The organism is Actinocrinis sp., from assembly GCF_035653575.1.
Taxonomy (GTDB): domain Bacteria; phylum Actinomycetota; class Actinomycetes; order Streptomycetales; family Catenulisporaceae; genus Actinocrinis.
This window is the reverse complement of the sequence record NZ_DASRBQ010000134.1, coordinates 1-20,141: the sequence shown is the minus strand read 5'-3', so window position 1 is coordinate 20,141 and position 20,141 is coordinate 1. Positions and strand designations below refer to the sequence as shown.

The 20,141-nt window shown below is 69.0% G+C and carries 23 protein-coding genes; 7 read left to right on the top strand and 16 right to left on the bottom strand.

The genetic code is table 11. The features are described from left to right. Together VFA06_RS19155 and VFA06_RS19150 are read right to left on the bottom strand one after the other, a co-directional pair. Positions 1-615: ATP-binding cassette domain-containing protein (locus VFA06_RS19155; protein WP_349260249.1), on the bottom strand; the 615-nt coding region annotated here is incomplete at its 3' end. Then, positions 612-1,163, bottom strand: coding sequence for a MarR family winged helix-turn-helix transcriptional regulator (locus VFA06_RS19150; RefSeq protein ID WP_324841997.1), 552 nt, complete (start codon positions 1,161-1,163; stop codon positions 612-614). The genes VFA06_RS19150 and VFA06_RS19155, both read right to left, overlap by 4 nt. Positions 1,164-1,324: 161 nt before the next feature. Between VFA06_RS19150 and VFA06_RS19145 the strand changes: the two genes are divergently transcribed. Continuing rightward, a complete protein-coding gene (locus tag VFA06_RS19145) occupies positions 1,325-2,947 on the top strand; it encodes an NAD(P)/FAD-dependent oxidoreductase (protein ID WP_324841996.1) in 1,623 nt (540 codons plus the stop codon). A 237-nt stretch (positions 2,948-3,184) separates the two neighbouring features. On the opposite strand, the gene ispF is transcribed toward VFA06_RS19145, so the two are convergent. The 3 genes from ispF to VFA06_RS19130 are packed head-to-tail and all read right to left on the bottom strand — an operon-like array spanning position 3,185 to position 4,932. Further along, positions 3,185-3,694: a 2-C-methyl-D-erythritol 2,4-cyclodiphosphate synthase gene (gene ispF, locus VFA06_RS19140; protein ID WP_324841995.1), complete on the bottom strand. Its 510-nt coding sequence runs from the start codon at positions 3,692-3,694 to the stop codon at positions 3,185-3,187. Further along, positions 3,687-4,406 (bottom strand): 2-C-methyl-D-erythritol 4-phosphate cytidylyltransferase, encoded by a 720-nt coding sequence (gene ispD, locus VFA06_RS19135; protein WP_324841994.1) that lies wholly within the window; start codon positions 4,404-4,406, stop codon positions 3,687-3,689. The genes ispF and ispD overlap by 8 nt, the downstream gene beginning before the upstream one ends. A gap of 43 nt (positions 4,407-4,449) precedes the next feature. Beyond that, positions 4,450-4,932, bottom strand: a complete 483-nt coding sequence (locus VFA06_RS19130) for a CarD family transcriptional regulator (protein WP_324841993.1) — start codon at positions 4,930-4,932, stop codon at positions 4,450-4,452. A gap of 317 nt (positions 4,933-5,249) precedes the next feature. Between VFA06_RS19130 and VFA06_RS19125 the strand changes: the two genes are divergently transcribed. Continuing rightward, a complete protein-coding gene (locus tag VFA06_RS19125) occupies positions 5,250-5,564 on the top strand; it encodes a hypothetical protein (protein WP_324841992.1) in 315 nt (104 codons plus the stop codon). A 128-nt stretch (positions 5,565-5,692) separates the two neighbouring features. Next, positions 5,693-6,379, top strand: coding sequence for a hypothetical protein (locus VFA06_RS19120; RefSeq protein ID WP_324841991.1), 687 nt, complete (start codon positions 5,693-5,695; stop codon positions 6,377-6,379). Positions 6,380-6,519: 140 nt separating this feature from the next. On the opposite strand, the gene VFA06_RS19115 is transcribed toward VFA06_RS19120, so the two are convergent. After that, complete coding sequence (locus VFA06_RS19115) at positions 6,520-7,200, bottom strand: response regulator transcription factor (protein ID WP_324841990.1); 681 nt, start codon at positions 7,198-7,200, stop codon at positions 6,520-6,522. After that, on the bottom strand, positions 7,197-8,411 hold the full coding sequence (locus VFA06_RS19110; RefSeq protein ID WP_324841989.1) for a sensor histidine kinase: 1,215 nt from the start codon (positions 8,409-8,411) through the stop codon (positions 7,197-7,199). Before VFA06_RS19110 ends, VFA06_RS19115 begins: the two co-directional genes overlap by 4 nt. Positions 8,412-8,631: 220 nt before the next feature. Between VFA06_RS19110 and phoU the strand changes: the two genes are divergently transcribed. Beyond that, on the top strand, positions 8,632-9,273 hold the full coding sequence (gene phoU, locus VFA06_RS19105; protein ID WP_324841988.1) for a phosphate signaling complex protein PhoU: 642 nt from the start codon (positions 8,632-8,634) through the stop codon (positions 9,271-9,273). A gap of 86 nt (positions 9,274-9,359) precedes the next feature. Here phoU and VFA06_RS19100 read toward each other — a convergent pair whose 3' ends face one another. Continuing rightward, positions 9,360-10,115 (bottom strand): phosphoglyceromutase, encoded by a 756-nt coding sequence (locus VFA06_RS19100; RefSeq protein ID WP_324841987.1) that lies wholly within the window; start codon positions 10,113-10,115, stop codon positions 9,360-9,362. Positions 10,116-10,241: 126 nt separating this feature from the next. On the opposite strand from VFA06_RS19100, the gene VFA06_RS19095 reads away from it, so the two are divergent. Then, entirely contained in the window at positions 10,242-11,564 is a 1,323-nt protein-coding gene (locus VFA06_RS19095; RefSeq protein ID WP_324841986.1) for an MFS transporter, read from the top strand. A gap of 26 nt (positions 11,565-11,590) precedes the next feature. On the opposite strand, the gene VFA06_RS19090 is transcribed toward VFA06_RS19095, so the two are convergent. Then, positions 11,591-12,223: a YbjN domain-containing protein gene (locus tag VFA06_RS19090; RefSeq protein ID WP_324841985.1), complete on the bottom strand. Its 633-nt coding sequence runs from the start codon at positions 12,221-12,223 to the stop codon at positions 11,591-11,593. Further along, positions 12,220-13,554: a D-inositol-3-phosphate glycosyltransferase gene (gene mshA, locus VFA06_RS19085; RefSeq protein ID WP_414639933.1), complete on the bottom strand. Its 1,335-nt coding sequence runs from the start codon at positions 13,552-13,554 to the stop codon at positions 12,220-12,222. Before mshA ends, VFA06_RS19090 begins: the two co-directional genes overlap by 4 nt. Positions 13,555-13,760: 206 nt before the next feature. On the opposite strand from mshA, the gene VFA06_RS19080 reads away from it, so the two are divergent. Beyond that, complete coding sequence (locus tag VFA06_RS19080) at positions 13,761-14,537, top strand: SDR family NAD(P)-dependent oxidoreductase (protein ID WP_324841983.1); 777 nt, start codon at positions 13,761-13,763, stop codon at positions 14,535-14,537. Positions 14,538-14,586: 49 nt separating this feature from the next. Continuing rightward, positions 14,587-15,525 carry a class I SAM-dependent methyltransferase gene (locus tag VFA06_RS19075; RefSeq protein ID WP_324841982.1) on the top strand — a complete coding sequence of 313 codons (939 nt, stop codon included), beginning with the start codon at positions 14,587-14,589 and terminating at the stop codon, positions 15,523-15,525. 161 nt (positions 15,526-15,686) lie between these two features. On the opposite strand, the gene VFA06_RS19070 is transcribed toward VFA06_RS19075, so the two are convergent. From VFA06_RS19070 to VFA06_RS19045, 6 genes are all read right to left on the bottom strand, one after another. Continuing rightward, the gene (locus VFA06_RS19070; protein WP_324841981.1) at positions 15,687-16,022 is read right to left on the bottom strand and encodes a DUF2516 family protein; all 336 of its coding nucleotides are present in this window, start codon (positions 16,020-16,022) and stop codon (positions 15,687-15,689) included. A 101-nt stretch (positions 16,023-16,123) separates the two neighbouring features. Next, positions 16,124-16,852: a hypothetical protein gene (locus VFA06_RS19065; RefSeq protein ID WP_324841980.1), complete on the bottom strand. Its 729-nt coding sequence runs from the start codon at positions 16,850-16,852 to the stop codon at positions 16,124-16,126. Position 16,853: 1 nt separating this feature from the next. Beyond that, positions 16,854-17,345, bottom strand: coding sequence for a helix-turn-helix transcriptional regulator (locus VFA06_RS19060; protein WP_349260250.1), 492 nt, complete (start codon positions 17,343-17,345; stop codon positions 16,854-16,856). A 155-nt stretch (positions 17,346-17,500) separates the two neighbouring features. Further along, a complete protein-coding gene (locus VFA06_RS19055) occupies positions 17,501-18,187 on the bottom strand; it encodes a cysteine hydrolase (protein ID WP_324841978.1) in 687 nt (228 codons plus the stop codon). Between the two features lie 300 nt (positions 18,188-18,487). Beyond that, the gene (locus VFA06_RS19050) at positions 18,488-19,594 is read right to left on the bottom strand and encodes a hypothetical protein (RefSeq protein WP_324841977.1); all 1,107 of its coding nucleotides are present in this window, start codon (positions 19,592-19,594) and stop codon (positions 18,488-18,490) included. A gap of 32 nt (positions 19,595-19,626) precedes the next feature. After that, positions 19,627-20,141, bottom strand: a 515-nt coding sequence (locus VFA06_RS19045; RefSeq protein WP_324841976.1) for a class I SAM-dependent methyltransferase, incomplete at its 5' end; no start/stop codon positions are given.

Sequence of the window (20,141 nt, the reverse complement as noted above, 5' to 3'; positions counted from 1 at the left end):
GTGCGTGGTGACGAACACGGTCATGCCGGTCGCGGCGCGTACCTCGCCGATCCGTTCCCACACCGAGGCGCGGGCGATGGGGTCAAGGCCGATGGTTGGCTCGTCCAGGATGAGCAGCCGGGGCGAGGAGACCAGCGCCTGCGCAAGTTCGAGGCGGCGGACCATGCCGCCGGAGTAGGTCTTCGCCAAGCGGTCGGCGGCGTCGAGCAGGCCAACCGAGTCGAGGGCGGCGGTGACCCGCTCGTCGCGTTCCCTGCGCGGGACGTCGAAGAGGCGGGCGAACATCGCAATGTTCTCGCGGCCGGTGAGCCCGGAGTCTGCCGAGAGCTGCTGCGGTACGTAGCCGAGCAGACGGCGTACATCCATCCGCCGCCTAGCCACATCGTGCCCGAATACAGTCACCATCCCCGGCGGGACCGGAAGCAGGGTCGTGATGGCGCGGATCGCGGTGGTCTTACCGGCGCCGTTCGGGCCGAGCAGGCCGTATACGCTCCCCGGCTCGACTTCGAATTCGATGCCGTCCACGGCCTTCGTGCTGCCGAACGCGTAGACCAGCTTTGTGCAGGCGATCGCGGGTTCCGTCACAGATTCAGATTCGGTCACGGACTCGGTCATCGGGGCGCCTCTGTTTCGCTCATGGCGTTGTCCACTCCTTCAAGTCGTTCCGCTCTGTGTTCGGCCAGGCCGGCGGCCAGACGGCGCAGGGCTGGGACCGCGGCGCGCAGCGCGTCCAGGTCCGCCGGGGCGAGGAGGGCCAACTGCTCGGCGAACAGGCGAGTGCGCTCGTCGGCCCAGCGGTTGAGCCGGTCACGGCCCGCGTCGGTGGTGTTGAGCACGGCGGCGCGACGATCGGACGGGCTCGGCTCGCGGCGCAGGTAGTCCTTCGCGACCAGCTGATTCACCAGCGTGGAGACCGAGTTGCCGGCCAGGTTGAGCTCGCGCGCCGCCGCCGAGACGCCGATCCCCGGCGATGAGGCGACCAGCCGCAGCAGTTCCACCTGCGCTCCGCTGAGCGGGGGCAGGCCTAGCTCGCGCCGGACTCGCCGCCGGGTCGCCCGCTGTATGCCAGACAGGGCGCCGCCGAGTTCCAGGGCGAAAACGCGCAGGTCCGCGGTCGCCGCGGGCGAGACTGCGGCTGCTTCGGTGTCGGTGGCGGAGTCCATGAGAGCAAGATAACTCTTTCACAGAGGTAAATAAAGAGGAAGGCTCAACAATTTCTTGGGAGCGATCGTTTTGATCGCGTTGTTCACGGCCTTGCTCTCGATTTGCCGGTGATACCGCTCGTATCCTTGCCTTCTACCGTTCGGGCGGGACAGGAGCGCGCATGGCAGACAGCGCTGACGATCAGGCGCGCACCACTCCGACGAGCACCGACGTGGTGATCGTCGGCGGCGGGCACAACGGCCTGGTCGCCGCGGCCTACCTGGCCCGCTACGGCTCAAAGGTGACGGTGCTCGAACGACTCGGCCGGATCGGCGGGGCGGCGGTGAGCGAGCGTCCCTTTCCCGGCGTGGACGCGAACCTGTCGCGCTACTCGTACCTGGTCTCGCTGTTGCCTTACGCGATCGTTCGCGACCTAGAGCTGGACGTCGAACTGCGTTCACGCCCGGTCGCGTCGTACACGCCGGTGCTGCGCGGGGGGAAGCCGGACGGGCTGTTGGTCGAACGGCAGCCCGGCGCGCGGACCGCAGACTCGTTTCGACGGCTGACCGGTTCGGACCGCGAGTGGCGGGCCTGGCAGGAGTTTTACGGCCGGATCGAGCGCGCTGCCCGCGTGTTCGCGCCGTCGCTGCTGGAACCGCTGGCGCCCAAGGGCGAGATGATGAAGGCGGTGCGCGAGGCCGTCGGCAGCTCGTTCTGGGACCCATTCCTTGAGCGGCCACTCGGCGAGATCGTCGAGGAGACCTTCGCGGACGACGACGTGCGCGGTGTCGTGCTGACGGATGCGCTGATCGGCACGCAGAGCCACGCGCACGATCTTTCGCTCGCGCAGAACCGCTGCTTTCTGTATCACGTGATCGGCAACGGAACCGGCGAGTGGCGGGTACCGATCGGTGGGATGGGCGCGGTCGCCGAGTCGTTGGCGCGCGCTGCGGATAAGGCCGGCGCGGTGTTCGTTACGGGTGCAACGGCTACCCGTATCGACACCGACGGCCGACGCGCATCAGTGCGTTATACGACGGCTGACGGCGGTGAGCGACGGATCGACGCACGGTACGTACTCGTCAATGCCGCGCCTACAGTCCTCAACGAGTTGCTGGGGCGGCCGAGCGGCCCGCGTCCCGAAGGCAACCAGCTGAAAATCAACATGGTCTTGTCACGGCTGCCCGCGCTCAAATCAGGCATGGACCCGAGAGTGGCATTCGCGGGCACGTTCCACATCGACGAGTCGTACAGCGGGCTGCGTACCGCATATACGCAGTCTGAGGCCGGGGCGCTGCCGGATCCGCTGCCATCAGAGGTCTACTGCCACACATTGACCGACCGTACGATTCTCGGTCCGGAGTCGATGGCGCGGGGACTGCACACGCTGACCCTGTTCGGTCTGCATACGCCAGCTCGGCTCTACGACGAGGCCGGGGCGCGGGACAAGGCGATGCAACTGGCGCTGGCCGGGCTGAACCGTTATCTCGCCGAACCGATCGAAGACTGCTTGGCGCGCGACGCCAAGGGGCGGCCATGCATTGAGGCTCGCTCGCCGCGCGACATCGAGGACGAACTGGCGATGCCCGGCGGTCATATCTTCCACGGCGACCTGGACTGGCCGTGGGCGACGAGCGAGCGGGAAGTGGGCACCTGGGGGGTCGAGACGGACATCCCGAACGTGCTGATCTGCGGCTCAGGCGCGCGGCGCGGTGGCGCGGTCAGCGGGGTGCCGGGGCGTGCGGCGGCGCTGGCTCTGTTGCTGAGCAGGTCGCGTAGGAGAAGGGTGCCGGGCACGAAGTAGGTGGAGGGAAGTAGGCGGAGTAGGTGAGTAAGTAGGGAGAGCTTCCGGTTCGGACGAGAGGTGTGCGAACTGGCGGGCTAGGCGGTTACAGCGCTGGAGGTGGGGACGCCGAGGGTGGTGCGGTGGCGATCGCGGCCAGGCCCTCGGCTAAACGAAGCTAATCGGCTACGACGCTGGAGGTGGGGACGCCGAGGGTGGTGCGGTGGCGATCGCGGCCAGGCGGTGGGCTAAGCGAAGCTAATCGGCCGCAACGCCGGAGACGGGGACGACGAGGGCGGTGGCGATCGCGGCCAGGCCTTCGGCGCGGCCGGTGAGGCCGAGGCCGTCCGTGGTCGTGGCGCTCACTCGGACCGAGGCGTCGAGCGCTTCGGAGAGCACCTTCTCGGCCTCGGCGCGGCGCGGTCCGATCTTCGGACGAACGCCGATCACTTGAATGGAGACATTGCCGATCCGGAAGCCCGCCTCGCGCACTCGGCGGCCGGCCTCCGCCAGCAGCGTGACGCCCGCGGCTCCGCGCCATTGCGGCTTGTCGGTGCCGAAATTGGACCCGAGGTCGCCGAGTCCGGCCGCGGAGAACAATGCGTCGCAGGCGGCGTGCGCGGCGACGTCGGCGTCCGAGTGGCCCGCCAAGCCGATCTCGCCGGGCCAGTCGAGTCCGGCGACGCGCAGCGGCCGGCCTTCCTCGAACGGGTGAACATCGACGCCGATGCCGACGAGCGGAAGCGGAGGCAGGTCGTCGTCAGGCATGGGGCTCAGCGGCCTTGTCGCGCTCCGACCAGACGGCCTCGGCGAGCAAGAGATCGAACGGCGTAGTGACCTTGAAGGCCTCAGTGTGGCCCGGGATGACCGTGACCGGCAGCCCGAGGCGTTCGACCAGGCCAGCGTCGTCGGTGGTGTCCATGGCGGTCGCGGCGGCGTGTGCCTTGATCAGCAGGGACCGCCGGAAGCCCTGCGGCGTCTGTACCGCGCGCAACGTGGATCGGTCCACGGTTGCGGTAACGGTCGTGCCGGACGAGTCCACGGCCTTGATCGTATCCGCAACCGGTAACACCGGGATGACGGCGTCGCTCCCCGTGGCTACCGCGTCGATGACTGCGGTAACCAGCGAAGGCGGAGTAAGGGCACGCGCCGCGTCGTGCACCAAGATGATCTCGTAAGTCTCGGGAATCGCGTCGAGCGCGAGCGCAACCGAACGCTGACGGGTGTCGCCGCCCGGCACCACGTGCACCGACTCGCCGAACTCACACAACAGCTCGCGCACCCCGTCGACGCCGTTCGGGGGCGCCGCGACCACGACAAGACCGATCCGCCCGCTGGAGACCAGCGAACGGACCGCGTGAACCAGGATCGGGATTCCGCCGATCGAGCGCAGCGCCTTGGGGGCGCCGGGGCCGAGGCGTTCACCTCGGCCCGCGGCGGGGACGATCGCGGCCGTCCCGCCGCGGGATGTGCTCATCATCAGGCCGAAGACAGAGCCGGTACCGGCGGGCCGAAGCCCGCGCTCAGGAGGCCAGCACCTCGTCGAGGATGGTCTCGGCCTTGTCCTCGTTGGTGTTCTCCGCCAGGGCGAGCTCGCTGACCAGGATCTGGCGGGCCTTGCCGAGCATGCGCTTCTCGCCGGCGGAAAGGCCGCGCTCCTTCTCCCGGCGCCACAGGTCGCGGACGACCTCCGCCACCTTGATCACGTCACCGGAGGCCAGCTTCTCCAAGTTGGCCTTGTACCGGCGGGACCAGTTGGTGGGCTCCTCGGTGTGCGGGGCGCGCAGTACCTCGAAGACGCGGTCGAGACCGTCCTGGCCGACCACATCGCGGACGCCTACATATTCCACCTTGTCGGTGGGAACCATCAGGGTGAGGTCGCCCTGGGCCACCTTGAGCCGGAGGTAGGGGCGCGCCTCGCCCTTGACCATCCGGGTCTCGATCGCCTCGATGAGAGCGGCCCCATGGTGGGGATAGACGACGGTCTCGCCAACCTTGAACGTCATGTGATGCGTACCCCTTCCGTGGGTATCCAGGATAACACGGCCGGGCGACTTTCTAAAGGGCGTTTGCGCAGGTCAGGCGGGTGAAGGGCACTTGACAATACTGGACGGACCGTACTCGCCCCAGGTCAGGGGGGCGGACGGCGCTTTTCGCGCGCCCCCGGAAGCACTACCGCAGGCGCCCCTGCGGGCCCTCAAGCGGCCCTCCCACACAGGCGCGAAACCGCCTCTGGGCATGAACGCGCGGCAGGCGCACAATGACCAAAGGACCTCAACCAGAAGACCGGCTCTTCGCACACGTCAGGTGGGGTGAGCGCGAGGTGGACGCCAGCGGGCGATCGAGCAGCGCGGGGTCCGGCTGGGACGACCAGCCGGACGAGCAGGACCAGACCGTGGTCGGCCACTGGCCGGACGGGACCGAGATCACCGATGCCGACTGCCAGGCGCCTGACGACTTACGCGAACTACTACCCGACCTGCGCAGATATCTACGCGAGGAGCGCTGGTCCAGACGGCGCGCCAAGTTGATCCGGGCCGGCCGCATCCTCGGCTCGCCTCGCGCCGCCATCGCGGTAGTGCTGCTCGCGGCGCTCGTGGCTTCCGCCGTGGCGATGCTGCTTCCGGCGGCTCGGTAACACGCCCGGATAATTCACCTCACCTCTCTTAGGGCTATCCCGGTGAGGATCGGCTCATCGCGGTCAGTACGCTGTGGCTCGGTTCAGTTCTTGTCCGACCAGTCACGCGCCAAGGAGCCAGACCGACCGTGAGCAGCCTCCACTCCCCGAGCACGACCCGCCGGTCGACCCCCTCTCGCCGGGGCCGTGCGGGCCTGGCCACCGCAGCCGTGCTGCTGACCTTGGCTCCGCTCGCCACCGCCTGCGGAGCCGGCTTCAACTCCGCGGCGACGCAGGTGAAGCCGAATGCCGGAAGCGGGAGCACTGGCTCGCTGAAGATCAACAACGTGTGGGTGGTGGTGGACCCGAACACCAACAACGCCGAGGTCATCGGGGCCGTATCGAACAACGGCAGCGCCGACGTGAACTGGCCGAACGTCCAGGTCGACGATGCCTCCGCGCAGATCGTCCCCGGTGGGGCGAGCGGTTCGCCGTCCGCGGGCGCTGGAAGCGGATCGGCGGCGGCGCAGAGCATCGCGGCCGGCCAGACCGCCTACTTCGGCCAGCCGGGCCAGCCGCAGATCGAGTTCTCCGCCGCGGGCCTGAAGGTGGGCGACCTGGCGAAGGTGACCTTCTCGTTCGGCGACGCCGGCACGGTGACGGTGCAGGCGCAGATCCAGCCGAACACCGGCGATTTCGCCGACTACAACCCGAACCCGGCGACTCCTTCGCCGAGCGCGTCCGCCAGTGCGAGCGCGAGCGCCTCCTCCTCCGCGAGCAGCAGCGCCTCGGCGTCCGCGTCGGCCTCCGCCAGCCCGACGTCGAGCAAGAAGTAGCCGTCGCGTGAGAACGTGACGACCGGTCAGGTCTGAGACAGACGAAGCGGGTGGCGCTCCCAGAACAGAGAGCGCCACCCGCTTCGCGTTGTACGTGCCGGCGTGTAAAGCCGTTAGCGCTTTGGCGCGGCAGGAGCGGCTTACGGCTCGAACTTGTAGCCGAGGCCGCGCACGGTAACGAGGTATCGCGGCACGGCCGGATCCGGCTCGATCTTCGCGCGCAGCCGCTTGACGTGTACGTCCAGCGTCTTGGTGTCGCCGACGTAGTCCGCGCCCCAGACCCGGTCTATCAGCTGCATCCGCGTGAGCACGCGGCCCGCGTTGCGCAGCAGCATCTCCAGCAGCTCGAACTCCTTGAGCGGAAGCTGCACGCCGCGCCCGGAGACGCTGACCGTGTGCCGCTCGACGTCCATCCGGACCGGGCCGGCCTCGAGCGCCGCGTCGTCCGGCTCCTCGGCCTGGCCGTGCCGGCGCAGCACCGCGCGGATGCGGGCGACCAGCTCGCGCGAGGAGAACGGCTTGGTGACGTAGTCGTCGGCGCCCAGTTCCAGCCCGACCACCTTGTCGATCTCGCTGTCCTTGGCCGTAAGCATGATGACGGGCACGGCCGAGCGGGTGCGCAGCTGCCGGCAGACCTCGGTGCCGGGCAGGCCGGGCAGCATGAGGTCGAGTAGCACGAGGTCGGCCCCGTGCCGGTCGAACTCCTCCAACGCCTCGGGACCGGTGGGCGCGACGGCGACCTCGAAGCCTTCGTTGCGCAGCATGTAGGAGAGCGGGTCGCTGAACGAGTCCTCGTCCTCGACCACCAGCACCCTGGTCACGTCGTACGACTCCCTGTGTTGAGTTCCAGAACGCCGCCGTCGGCCCGGCCGTCTTCAGCCGGCGGCGGATCGCCCAGCAGCGGCAGGCGCAGGGTGAAGGTGGAACCGGCCCCCTCCACGCTCCACACCGCGACATCCCCGCCGTGGGTGGCGGCGATGTGTTTGACTATCGAGAGCCCGAGGCCCGTTCCCCCGGTCACCCGCGAGCGGGCCGGGTCCACCCGGTAAAACCGCTCGAAGATCCGTTTGAGGTCCTGCTCCGGGATGCCGATGCCCTGGTCGGTGACCGAGATCTCGGCCAGCTCACCCTCTCGGCGCACCGCCACCACCACCTTGGTCTGTTCAGGTGAATAGTTGACGGCATTCCCGACAAGATTTCCCAAACCGGTGACCAACTGATCGAAATCGCCGAGCACGTACAGTCCCCGCGGGGCGCTGCCGACCAGTTCGATGCTGCGGGCGGCGGCGACCTCGCGGGCCCGGCCCAGCGCCTCCTCCACCACCTCGCTCAGCTCCACTCGCTCGGCCTTGGTCAGCGGGTCGTGGCTCTCCAGCCGGGACAGGTCGATCAGGTCCTGCACCAGGTTGCCGAGCCGGTGCGCCTCGCGCTGCATCCGCTCGGCGAATCTGCGCACCGCCTCCGGGTCGTCGCTCGCCGAGAGCACCGCCTCAGAGAGCAGCGCCAGCGCGCCCACCGGGGTCTTGAGTTCGTGGCTCACGTTGGCGACGAAGTCCCTGCGTACCGCGTCTATCCGGTGCGCCTCGGTGCGGTCCTCGACCAGGACCAGCACGAGCTGTGAGCCGAGTGGGGCGACCCGGACCGAGACGGCGAGGGTGTCGCCGCCCAGCGGGCCGCGCGGGATCTCGAGTTCGAGCTGCCGGATCTCGCCGTCCCGGCGCACCCGCCTGGCCATGGCGACCAGCTCCTCGGAGACCAGCCGCTGGCCGCGCACCAGGCCGAGGGCGTGCGCCGCCGGGGACGCCTTGACCACGGCGTCGCTGGGGTCGAGCAGTACGGCGGAGGAGCGCAAGACCTGGAGGACGGCGGCCACGCCGGAGGGTACGAGCGGTTCCGGGGCCGCCGGCTCGGCGACCCGCCGCTCCCGTTCGCTCCAGCGGAACGCGAGACCGCCCGCGGCGCCGACGGCCAGCGCTACCAAGGCGGCCGCCGAAGCCGCGGCGACGTGGAAGTCGGCCGCGAGGTAGGACACACTTCCAGAGTAAATGCCGGTGCAGACCGGTCGGAGTGGCCGAAAGCACGCAGCGTGATCCGTCGCCAAGAGTTCACGTTTACGTCGCGTCGGGTTCACCGCCCTGCCCGGCTGCGGCTGAGCGCGCCACACTACCGTGGAGGCTCACCACGGTGTGCCCACCGCTGTGCCGGTTCACGGCTGTGCCCGGCCACCACCACTGCCTACGGGAGCATTTTCGATGCGGGACGTGTACCACGAGGAACTCGATTCGATCGGCCGGACGCTCATCGAGATGACCGGCCTTGTGGGGACCGCGATGGGCCGGGCCACCGCCGCCCTCCTGGACGCGGACCTGCAGGTCGCCGAGTCGGTGATCTCCGCCGACGACGCCGTGGACGCGCTGCAGAACGAGCTGGACTCCCGGGCGCTCGACCTGCTCGCCAGGCAGCAGCCGGTGGCCGGCGACCTGCGCACGATCATCACCTCGCTGCGGATGAGCGCCGACCTCGAGCGGATGGGCGACCTGGCCCGGCACATCGCGAAGGTGGCGCGGCTGCGCTACCCGGAGGTGGCGATCCCGGAGGACCTACGCTCCACCATCCGCGAGATGGGCCGGATCGCCGGGGAGCTGGCGCAGAAGACCGCCGAGATCATCGACGGCCGGGACGTGGACACCGCGCGCGAGCTGCCCGAGGACGACGACGCGATGGACGAGCTGCACCGGGCGCTGTTCCGAGCACTGCTCGACAAGAAGACCGACTACTCGGTCGAGACGGCCATCGACGTGACGCTGATCGGCCGGTACTACGAGCGCTTCGCCGACCACGCGGTGTCGGTCGCGCGGCGCCTGATCTTCCTCGTGACCGGCGAGCACGACTAAGGACGCTGCCAGGGGATGGGAGGGGGGACGGAGGAGCCCTTCGCACGCGGGGGTGCGAAGGGCTCCTCTGTCATTTCTCCTTGCGCTTACTTGCGGCCCTGGTTTTTGACCGCCTCGATCGCCTCGGCGGCCGCCGCCGGGTCGAGGTATTCACCGCCGGTCGTCACCGGGCGCAGATCAGCGTCGAGTTCGTACAGCAGCGGGATTCCGGTCGGGATGTTGAGCCCGGCGATGGCCTCATCCGAGATCCCGTCGAGGTGCTTGACCAGCGCACGCAGCGAGTTACCGTGCGCGGCGACGAGCACCGTCTTGCCGGTGAGCAGGTCCGGGATGATCGCGTCGTACCAGTACGGAAGCATCCGCCCGACGACGTCCTTGAGGCATTCGGTACGCGGCCGCAGCTCGCGGGGCAGCTGGGCGTACCGCGGGTCGTCGAACTGTGAGTACTCGGCGTCTTCGGCGAGCGGCGGCGGGGGCGTGTCGTAGGAGCGACGCCACAGCATGAACTGCTCCTCGCCGAATTCGGCGAGCGTCTGCGCCTTGTCCTTGCCCTGGAGCGCGCCGTAGTGCCGCTCGTTGAGCCGCCAGGAGCGGCGTACCGGGATCCAGTGCCGCTCGGCGGCGTCGAGTCCCAGTTGCGCGGTGCGGATCGCACGGCGCAGGACGGAAGTGTGCACGAGGTCGGGCAGCAGGCCGCGCTCCGCGAGCAGCTTGCCGCCGCGGATCGCCTCCTCCTCGCCCTGGGCGGTCAGGTCGACGTCGACCCACCCGGTGAAGAGATTCTTCGCGTTCCACGCGCTCTCGCCGTGGCGCAGCAGTACGAGACGGTACGAGTCAGCCATGGCCCTGAGCGTATCCGCGATAACCGATTGCTCTCGCATCCGGTCCGGATGTAATGTCTCAATCGGCATTGCGATCATTACCTGACTGCGGGCTCGACGCTGAACGGTACGGGGAAGGATGTGCGCGTGATCCGGCTCAGAAGCGCGGCGGAGTCGACCTTCGGAGGCCTGCCCGGCGCCTTCTGGTGGCTGTGGATCGGAACCCTGGTGAACCGGATCGGCGGCTTCGTGCTGCCGTTCTTTGCGTTCTATGTCACCGGGCCGCTGCACCGCTCGGCCGCGCTCGCGGGAGCGGTCGCGGCGCTGTTCGGAGCCGGCGCGGCGGTGTCGGGTGTGGTCGGCGGCGTGCTCGCGGACCGGATCGGGCGCAAGCCCACGCTGGTCGGCTCGCAACTGGCCAACGCGGTAACGATCGTCGTGCTCGGATACGCACGCTCTCCGTGGGCGCTGGCGCTCGGGGCGCTCATGGTGGGCCTGGCCACCAACGCCTTCCGGCCGGCGCAGAACGCGATGATCGCCGACATGGTGCCGGTCGGCGACCGGGTACGGGCCTACGCGTTGAACTTCTGGGCGATCAACCTGGGCTTCTCGTTCTCGATGGCGGCAGTCGGGTTGGTCACGCAGTTTGGTTACCGCACTCTCTTCTACGCTGACGCTGCCACGACCACGCTGTGCGCTTTGCTGATCGCGGTGCTGGTACCGGACTCGACTCCGGTCGCGACGGTCAGGGCAAGGGCCTCATCCAGCGCCAAGAGAGACGGGGACGGTCACTCGCGCGACGGCCTCGGCACGGTACTGCGCGACCGCACCTTCGTGGCGTTCGTCGCGACGACGTTCCTGCTGCTGATCGTCTTCATGCAGATCAACGCCGCCCTACCAATGGCGATGTCCGCAAGCGGTCTGTCTGCCGCACAGTTCGGGCGGATCTCGGCGATCAACGGAGTACTGATCGTGCTACTCCAGATGCCGGTGACGAGGCTGCTGAAGAGATATCGGGAGGGCCGGGTGCTGGCCGGGGCGGGCCTCGTGATCGGCGCGGGCTTCGGCCTGCTCGCCTTCGGTCAGTCGATCGAGATGTACGTGCTCTGCGTCGTGGTGATGACGCTTGGCGAGATCGGCAACACCCCGACCGGCCAGGCAGTCTCCGCGCGACTGTCGCAAGACCACCTGCGCGGGCGCTACCAGGGCGTGTATCAGCTCGCGTGGACGCTTTCGCAGGTCGTAGCCCCGCTGGTCGGCGGTGTGGTGATCAGTGCGTACGGCGGCACTCCGCTGTGGATCGGATGCTTCGCCGTGACGGCGCTGACGGCGCTGGCCTTCCTGCGCATCGGCAAGCAGGTCGAGCGGCGGGTCGCGGTGGCGCGATCGGCCGAGGTCGAGCAGACGCGGCAGGCGCAGTCGTCAGCCCAGATCGCGGACGGTCAGCAGCCGGAGTTTGCCACCGCCTGAGCCCCGACCCGGGCTTGGGTCGGCGGTCAGCTGTCTTGTTCAGCGGCCGCAGAGGGCTCGGAACGCTCGGAGCGCTCGAAGGATTCAGCGGGCTCAGCGGGCTCGGAGGTCTGCGAGGCCTCACCGTCGAGGGTCGCCGCGTCCGGGCGCAGCCGCTCGAAGGCCGCCAGGTTCGCCGTCGATTCGCCGCGCTTGAGCCGCCAGGCCCATTCGCGCCGGATCGAGGTGGCGAATCCGAGTTCGAGCAGCGTGTCGAAGCTGGAGTCGGCGGCGTCGAGGACGGAGCCGAGCAGCCGGTCCACCTCGGCCTCGGTGACGGCGGCCAGCGGTACTCGGCCGATCAGGAAGACGTCCCCGAGGCGGTCGAGCGCGAACGCGATACCGGAGAGCCGGGTGTTGTGCTCCAGGAGCCAGCGGTACACCGCCTCGCGGTTCTCGTCAGCTGCACGCACCACGAATGCGTTAACGGACAACGTGTGGTCGCCGACGAGCAGCGAGCAGGTGGTACTTAGCTTGTGCGTTCCCGGGAGCGCGACGACGAAGTGGTCCTCCTTCGGGCGCTCATAGGCCGCCTCGGCTTCGGCGAGCGCGGCCTCGATCGCCGCGATGGCCTGCGCGCGCAACGCCGAGTTCGTGGTGGTGCCGGTGTTGTTCGTCATCCCACGATCGAGCTTACGCGACGACGGCTGGCCCAGCGTTCCGCGAGCGCGTCGCTGTACACGCCGACGATGCGGTCCGCGGTGGCTCCCCAACCGAACCCGGTCGCGTGCTGACGCGCTCCGAGCCGCATGTGCTCGAGCCGTCCCGGATCGTCCAGCAGCCACGCGCAGGCTGACGCGTAGTCCACAGGATCGTGGCCCGGAATGAGGATGCCTGACTCACCGTCACGCACTGCGGTAACGAGTCCACCGACCTTCGCCGCGACGACCGGTGTACCGCAGGCCTGCGCTTCTACCGCGACCAGGCCGAACGACTCGTTGAACGAGGGCACGAGCGCGAGGTCGGCGGCCCGGTACCACTCGGCCAGCTGCGCCTGACCGACCGGCTTGACGAAGCGCGTGCGGTCAGAGATGCCGAGCCGCCGGGCCAGCGTGGTCAGCTGGTGCGGCTCGGCCAGGCCGGTGCCGCTGGGCCCGCCCACGATGACGACGACCAGGTCCCGGTACCGCTCGGGGTCGCGGCGCAGCAGATCGGCGGCGAGGCGGAGCAGGATGTCCGGGGCCTTGAGCGGCTGGATGCGTCCGGCGAACAGCAGCACTTGGGCGTGCCGGGGCAGGCCGAGGCGGGCGCGGGCGGCGGTCTGATCGCCGGGCTTGAAGGTGTCCAGATCCACTCCGGGGTTCACCACGGCGACCCGGCTCGGATCCGCTCCGTACAGCCCGACCAGCTGCTCCGCCTCTTGCTCGGTGTTGGCGATCAGCCGGTCCGCGGCGTCGACCACCTGGGACTCGCCGATCAGCCGGTTCTGCGGCTCGGGGGTGTCCGAATCAGCCAGCGCGGCGTTCTTGACCCGGGCCAGGGTGTGCATCGAGTGTACGAGCGGCACGCCCCAGCGTTCGGTGGCGAGCCAGCCGACCTGGCCGGACAGCCAGTAGTGCGAGTGGATCAGTTCGTAGTAGCCCGGCTTGTGCATCGCCTCGGCGCGCAAGACCCCGGAAGTGAACGCGCACAACTGGCCGGGAAGGTCCTCCTTGGACAGGCCCTCGTACGGTCCGGCGGTGATGTGCCGGACGTAGACCCCGGGCGCCATTTCCACGACCGGCGGCAGGTCGCCCGCGGTGGCGCGAGTGAAGATCTCGACCTCGATGCCGAGCGCGGCCAGTCGCTTGGATACCTCGACGATGTACACGTTCATCCCGCCGGCATCACCGGTGCCGGGCTGGTGCAGTGGGGAGGTGTGAACCGAGAGCGTGGCTATCCGCCGGGGAATCAATCTCGGTCCTCCACAGTGTCGATGACGGTGTCCGTACAGGCGGCGTCCGTACAGCAGCCGGGCTCGCCGAGCGGCTCGCCGCCGGTTGCGACGTGCCTCTCGACGTAAGGTGCGCCGGGCCCCAGCGACCCTGAAGCGCGCCACGCGCCGAAGCGTTGCAACCGCTCCCGGACGCGCCGCTATTCCCCGCATGTCCTCCAGGCTACGTTTGAATCACATGGTCATTTATGAAGACCAGTCGGAGGATGCCGGAGAATGGGCGCATGACTCCTCCCGCTTCCGCGCCTGTGCACGCCCCCTCCTCTCCGGTCGCCGTCGTCACCGGGGCGAGCAGCGGGATCGGGGCGGCGACGGCGCGTCGCCTGGCTACCGAAGGCTTCCACGTCGTGGCGGCCGCGCGCCGGATCGACCGGCTGGAGAAGCTGGCCGCGGAGATCGGCGCCACCGCGTTTCAGCTGGATGTGACCGATGAAGCATCGGTTGCCGCGCTCGCTGAGGCAGTGCCTGAGTGCGCGGTGTTGGTCAACAACGCGGGTGGCGCGTTCGGCCTCGATCCGGTGGCTGAGGCAGACCTCGAACAGTGGCAGCGGATGTTCGATGTGAATGTGCTCGGCTCGGTGCGTATGACCAAGGCGCTGCTGCCTGCGATGGTGCGTTATGGACGCGGGCACGTGGTGAACATCACGTCGATCGCCGGACATCTCGTATACGAGGGCGGGGGCGGTTACACGGCCGCGAAGCACGCGCAGCACGCGATGAGCGAGACGCTGCGGCTTGAGCTGAACGGCCAGCCGGTCCGGATCACCGAGATCGCGCCGGGGATGGTCAAGACCGAGGAGTTCTCGCTGGTGCGCTTCGGCGGCGATGCGGAGCGCGCCGAGGCGACGTACCGCGGCGTCGACGCGCCGCTGGTCGCCGAGGACATCGCGGATTGCGTCGCGTTCGCGGTCACCAGGCCGGCTCACGTCGACATCGACCTCATGGTCATCAAGCCGATCGCGCAGGCCGCGCCGCACAAGGTGCACCGCAGCGGATCATGAGCGGCCACGGATCGCAGGCGGCAGCCGGCGGCTTCGAGTAGGCGGCGCCGTGAAGCACACCCGCCCGGTCGGGACCATTACGCGGGGCACGACTGCGCCGAACCGGCTGCGTCGGGTCGATCGTTGGCTGGTCGGCGTACACGGCGGGTTGTTGCGCGCGGCGCCGGAGGCCCCGCTGGTCGTCGATCTCGGGTATGGCGCTTATCCGATTACTACCGTCGAGCTGCACACGAGGCTGCGTTCGATGCGGCCGGATGTTCAGACGATCGGATTGGAGATCGACCCGGCTCGCGTGGCGGCGGCGCTGCCCTCTGTGTGCTCGGGTCTCGATTTCCGGCTCGGCGGATTCGAGTTGCCGGTGGACCGCGCGCCCACGGTGATCCGTGCCTTCAATGTGCTGCGACAGTACGACGAATCCGAGGTGGCAGGGGTCTGGCACGCGCTCACCGCGCGATTGGCGGTTGGCGGCCTGCTGATCGAGGGCACCTGCTCGGAGAACGGCCGCGTCGCCACCTGGGTCGCACTGGACCGAAGCGGCCCGCTGACGCTGACGCTGGCCGGACGGTTGGCCTCGCTGGAGTCTCCGGCCGTGTTCGCCGAGCGGTTACCCAAGGCGCTGATTCACCGCAACGTGCCGGGTGAGCCGATCCATGCGTTCTTGCAGGCGCTTGAGCGGGCCTGGCAGACGGCGGCCCCGATCGGAGACCTCGGCGTGCGGCAGCGCTGGATCGCGGCGGTCGGCTCGCTGCTGCCGCAGTGGCCGATCGTCGGGCGCGCGAACCGGTGGCGGCTCGGCGAGGTGAGCGTCGCGTGGTCCGCTGTCGCTGGAACGGCCGCCACGGACGCAGCCGACGCAACCGCCACCACGCGAACAGCCGCCCCCACACGAACAGCCGTCGCGACACGAACAAGCACCGTGGAAAAGGCTGTGGCCCCAGGCGTCGCACGCGGGGGATGGCGACGTCGGGGCCACAGCAACGGTGCCTGAAGCACCTCCGGGAGTCGGGCTCTCCCGGATAACGGGGCGGGTCTAACACCGCGCCCCGACCTTGGGGGGTTGCTTCTATAGTGCACAGCGGCCATAAGCCGGTCGTTAGAGCAACTTGAGAATCGGCTGAGAACCCGCGGATCAGCCGGAAACCGGCTTGATCACCAGGGCCCGTACGGCCCGTCCTGCGGGCCGCGGCGGGCGCTGGAGAACTGCCGCAGCGCGGGGCGCACGTCCACCATGTACACGATCGCGGCGACCGTGCCGAGGATGGTCAGTATCGAGAAGGGGCCGCCGAAGAAGAGGTCAACGACCGCGGCGATGCCGAGGAACAGCAGCCAGGCCACCTTCGTCAGCTTCTCGGCCGCGACGTATGCCTGCGCCGGACGGATCGCCGCGTCGATGAAGACGAAGATCTTGAAGATCAGCAGCGCGAGCAGAATGAGGTTCAGCACGCTGAAGAACGTGCCGGTGATCAGTCCGTTGCCGAATCCCATCGCAGGCTCCTCGACCGTGGGCGCGGCCGCTCGGAAGCGCGGCCCTGAATCCGTCGCGCTTCCGAGCGTACTGCCCGATCTTTACTTATGGGACGTAGCCGTCACGCCTTGGTGGACTTGGCCGCTGAGGACGCGGCGGTCCGCTTGCGCGGGGTGGTGGCGGTCTTCTTCGCCTGCGCCGAGGCCGGCTTGGCGGAGGCGGACGGGGTGTCGGCCACCTCGGCCTCCTCGACCTTCGGCTTGGCACCGTTCGGCGCGGACTTGGCGGCGGTCGCGGTCGCGGGCTTCGGCTCGGCCGGCGCCGGCTCCTCCACGATCACCTGCTCGACGACCACGGTCACGTCCTCGGCCGAGCCGTCGACCGCGCCGCGGTACCGCTCGACGACGACCTTGCCGCGCTCGGCCAGCTCGTCGTAGGTCTCCACGGCCTTGCCCGCGGCCTCGAGGACCCGGCCCACCTGGACCAGGGCGAGGGTCTGGGCCTTGTCGCGCAGCGCCTGGGTGTCGACGCCGGCCACGACGCCGCGGATCGACTCGCGCGCGGTGCGCGGGTCGAGGGTCGCCACGACCGAACGCGTGTCGCTGGCCAGCGTGCCGGGCACCTCGGCCAGGCGCGTCTGGACCTCGGCGAGCCGGGTCTGCACCTTGGCGATCTGCTCCGGCGCCTCGGCGGCGATCCGGTTGGCCAGCGTGGTGACCGTGGCGGCCGCCTCGGTCAGCAGCGCCGGCGCCTCACGCAGCTTGGACGCGGCCAGGTCGCCCGCCCCGGCGAGCGCGTACAGCGGCTTGGGGTCGGAAAGGGTCCGGCGGATCTCATTGGTCATGCTCATGTCAGTCACCTCGGGTCTCGTGGGGCGCGAGCCCCGCAGTAGTCGGTGTCGTCGGTCGGTCGGTCTCGCCGGAAGGGGCGTACGTCGGAGCCGCGGCCGCGGTCTCCGCGCGGAAGGACTCGTAAATCTCGCGCAGGATCTGCTTCTGACGGCGGGTCAGCGCGGGATCCGCGGCGATCGCGGCGACCACCCGGCCGGCCGCGGCGATGTCCGCACCGCGCGTGCCGTCCGTGTCGCCCACATGCGCCTCCGAGTGCTCAGGCGAGCCGTCGAGTAAACCGGCCTGCACGTAAAGCGTCTCGGCGGATATCTTCAGCGCCTTCGCAAGCTGCTGCAGGATCTCGGCACTCGGCTTGCGCAGGCCGCGCTCGATCTGGCTGAGGTAGGGGTTGGATACCCCGGCCGCCTGGGCCAGCTGCCGCAGCGAGTACTGCGCGTTCTCCCGCTGCTCGCGGATGTACGCGCCGAGCTGCGCCACGTGCTTCGGTCCCAGGAGGTTTGCCACAACTCCAGTGTGCGCCTAAGTGCTTGCTTTTGCAAACGCCCGCTAGCGAGAGTTAAGCACCGCTGTACCGGACGCTGTATCTGACGCGGGTGTGAGCGTGTGTCCGCTGCCGCCGATTTTCTGCGCCTGCGCGGCCTGAGGCCTCAGGGTGTACGCGTGAGCAGGTCAATCACCTCGCCGGAGGGGCGCACGTCGCCGAACACGCGGAAGAAGGTCGCCAGTGAGGCTTCGTGGAGTCCAAAGGACTGGCCGATAAGGGCGTCGGAGACCATGGTCACTGCGTATCCGAGTTCGACTGCGTCGCGTGCGGACGATTCGCAGCACACGTTCGTCATCGCGCCGGCGATCAAGAGCGTGTTGATGCCACGTTGCTGGAGAGTGTCGTGCAGGTCGCATTTGCCTGGGAAGAACGCACTGGCGTTCTTCTTCGTGGTGCGGATGTCCTCGTTCTGCACGGCCAACTCGGGCCAGATCGTCCAGGCGGGACCACCGGGCTTGTTCTCTTGCTCGTACATGCGCGCTCGTTCCTCGCCAAAAACGGCCCTGAACCCCGGGTTCGTTGCATCGACCGGCGTGGTCACCCACGCCACCACCCCGCCGGTGCCGCGGAGGGTGGTGGCTATCGAGTTGATCGGCTCCGCGGAGATCAGCGTTCTCGGTCCGCCGAGGTCCACCTGATCCTGAGCCAGGCGTCCCGCGCTGCCGGAGTCGAGATCGACGACCACCAAAGCGGTGCTTCGCGGGTCGATGCCGTCGCGAAGGTGCAGGCGACCACGTCTAGCCACGACCTTGTCGACGATTCGTTGGTCAATGTCGCTGGGGTGCTTCACCGTGCTCGGCTCTTTTCCCGGTTGGCGCTAACTACGGGGAACCTATCAGGGTTCTGCTCCTCATCCTGTCGCGGCAATGTCCTATGACCTGGGATTAGTGGCAGCGAACCTCTGGGTCGTAGCGGCAGCTATCGTCCTGGGATGGACATGGACTGGAACCTCGAGGTAGTCGATCAGTTCGAGTCCCACTGGCGGCGTCAGCTCCGGCCCAGGCTCGACGGACTGACCGATCACGAATTCTTCTGGCAGCCAGTTCCCAACTGTTGGACCGTCAGCCGCCGCGGCGACAGCTCAGCACCGCTAATCGGTGACGCTCTCAGCTGTACCGGGCGCTGTATCTGACGCTGCGTGGGATCCTGTATCCGGGGCTGGGAGCAGCCGCGCGACCTGCTCGGCAGGCCACGGGTGAGTCTTCGGCCCGCTGTTCAGCGCGTCGTAGAAATCGAGGACCAACTGGGCCAGCGGGCCGTAGCGATCAAGGAGCGCTGCGAGGTGCGGCACGGCAACCGGGCGCTCGGCGTTTCCCGATACCCACGCGCGCAGGAATTCGCGGCGCGGCTGGTTCCCGCGCAGCGCGTCGACCGCGTGCGCGACCAGACCTGTGGCGATGTAGGCGAGATCGAAGTCGCGGTGGTCGGCGAGGAAGCGGCGTTCGGGTTCCGATAGGGCGAAGTGATCGCACGTCGCCAGGCCGAAGTCGGCGAAGTACACCTGGGTGCCGTCGGTCAGCACGTTCCCGAAGTGCGTGTCGAAGTGGACGAAGCCCTGCGCACGCATGAACCTGGCTCCGGCCACCAACTGCCGCTCGGCCAGCGCGAAGTCCGCGTCGGGGCCGGCGAGCCAGTCGGCGAGCCGGTACGGAATGTGCTCCTGGAAGACGACGATGCACGCGCTGGAGGCGGCAATCGCCTCCAGGCGGCGGCGGACGGCGACTGATCCGTCCCAGCGCGCCACGGCCCCGTCGATGCCGCCGAACTCGCCCGCAACGGCGTCTTCTCGCGGCGGCGGCGCGGGTAGGACGCGCCAGTGGTGCGTGAGCGGGAAGCCGGGAAAGCCACCGGTGAGAACCCAGGTTGTGGTCATGATGTGTGCGGCCAGCTCCCGCCACGCGCCGAAGCCGGTCGAGCCCATCGGGTATTGATAGAACGTCGGCAGACCGAACAGATCGGCCGTCGATCGGTGGTTTTCTGGGCGCAACTCCAGGTCGGTGAGCGGGATCGACTTGGCGAAGACGGTGACGCCGGCGACTTCCAGGGTCACCGCGCTGCCGCCGATCCCCGTGCCCTGCGAGCGCCCGCCGGCCACCAGTTCGGCCAGTTCGGCGTCTGATTGGACGGCCAGCGCCGTCGCGGCGACGCGATGAGCGGCGAGACGCTCAGCAGGGACCGGGGAAGCGGCGATTTGCATGCAGACAGGTTCCTAGCGCCGCTCGGTGAGCGCTACTCGCGCGGCGGATTGCGGCGGGCGCGGAGGACGGCGTCGTGGATGGTGACCTTCTGCCCGTCTGGATCGGTGGCCTCGCGCGGCCGGGCTTCGGCGACCTCGATGGTCCAGTCGTCGTCGAGCGAGGCGGCCAGGTCTGCGGCCGTCCAGCCGAGCGCGGCGAGGTCGGGGCGCGGGACCGTGGTGAGCAGGTCGCTCGGGTCGTGGCCCACGATGAGCAGCGTGCCGCCTGGTGCCACGGCTGCCGCGAGGTTGCGGTAGACCGATTCGCGCGCGGCGCGGGGCATGTGCATGTAGTGCGATGTGACCAGGTCGTACGTGCCTTGGATCGGGGTCAGCGCAAGGTCGGCGTGCAGCCAGGTGATGTCCAGGCCGCGTTGCCGCGCTAGCTCCTGCGCGCGCTGGAGGGCCACGTTGGAGATGTCTGCCGCGGTGACCTTCCAACCCTGCGATGCCAGCCAGACCGCGTCACCGCCCTCGCCTGCGCCGGCGTCGAATGCGGTACCAGGCG

Bases quoted from the DNA above. Each gene is read 5' to 3' on its own strand.
- VFA06_RS19150 (WP_324841997.1), bottom strand. From the start codon at position 1,163: ATGGACTCCGCCACCGACACCGAAGCAGCCGCAGTCTCGCCCGCGGCG.
- VFA06_RS19145 (WP_324841996.1), top strand. From the start codon at position 1,325: ATGGCAGACAGCGCTGACGATCAGGCGCGCACCACTCCGACGAGCACC.
- ispF (WP_324841995.1), bottom strand. From the start codon at position 3,694: ATGCCTGACGACGACCTGCCTCCGCTTCCGCTCGTCGGCATCGGCGTC.
- ispD (WP_324841994.1), bottom strand. From the start codon at position 4,406: ATGATGAGCACATCCCGCGGCGGGACGGCCGCGATCGTCCCCGCCGCG.
- VFA06_RS19130 (WP_324841993.1), bottom strand. From the start codon at position 4,932: ATGACGTTCAAGGTTGGCGAGACCGTCGTCTATCCCCACCATGGGGCC.
- phoU (WP_324841988.1), top strand. From the start codon at position 8,632: ATGCGGGACGTGTACCACGAGGAACTCGATTCGATCGGCCGGACGCTC.
- VFA06_RS19100 (WP_324841987.1), bottom strand. From the start codon at position 10,115: ATGGCTGACTCGTACCGTCTCGTACTGCTGCGCCACGGCGAGAGCGCG.
- VFA06_RS19090 (WP_324841985.1), bottom strand. From the start codon at position 12,223: ATGACGAACAACACCGGCACCACCACGAACTCGGCGTTGCGCGCGCAG.
- VFA06_RS19080 (WP_324841983.1), top strand. From the start codon at position 13,761: ATGACTCCTCCCGCTTCCGCGCCTGTGCACGCCCCCTCCTCTCCGGTC.
- VFA06_RS19070 (WP_324841981.1), bottom strand. From the start codon at position 16,022: ATGGGATTCGGCAACGGACTGATCACCGGCACGTTCTTCAGCGTGCTG.
- VFA06_RS19065 (WP_324841980.1), bottom strand. From the start codon at position 16,852: ATGAGCATGACCAATGAGATCCGCCGGACCCTTTCCGACCCCAAGCCG.
- VFA06_RS19050 (WP_324841977.1), bottom strand. From the start codon at position 19,594: ATGCAAATCGCCGCTTCCCCGGTCCCTGCTGAGCGTCTCGCCGCTCAT.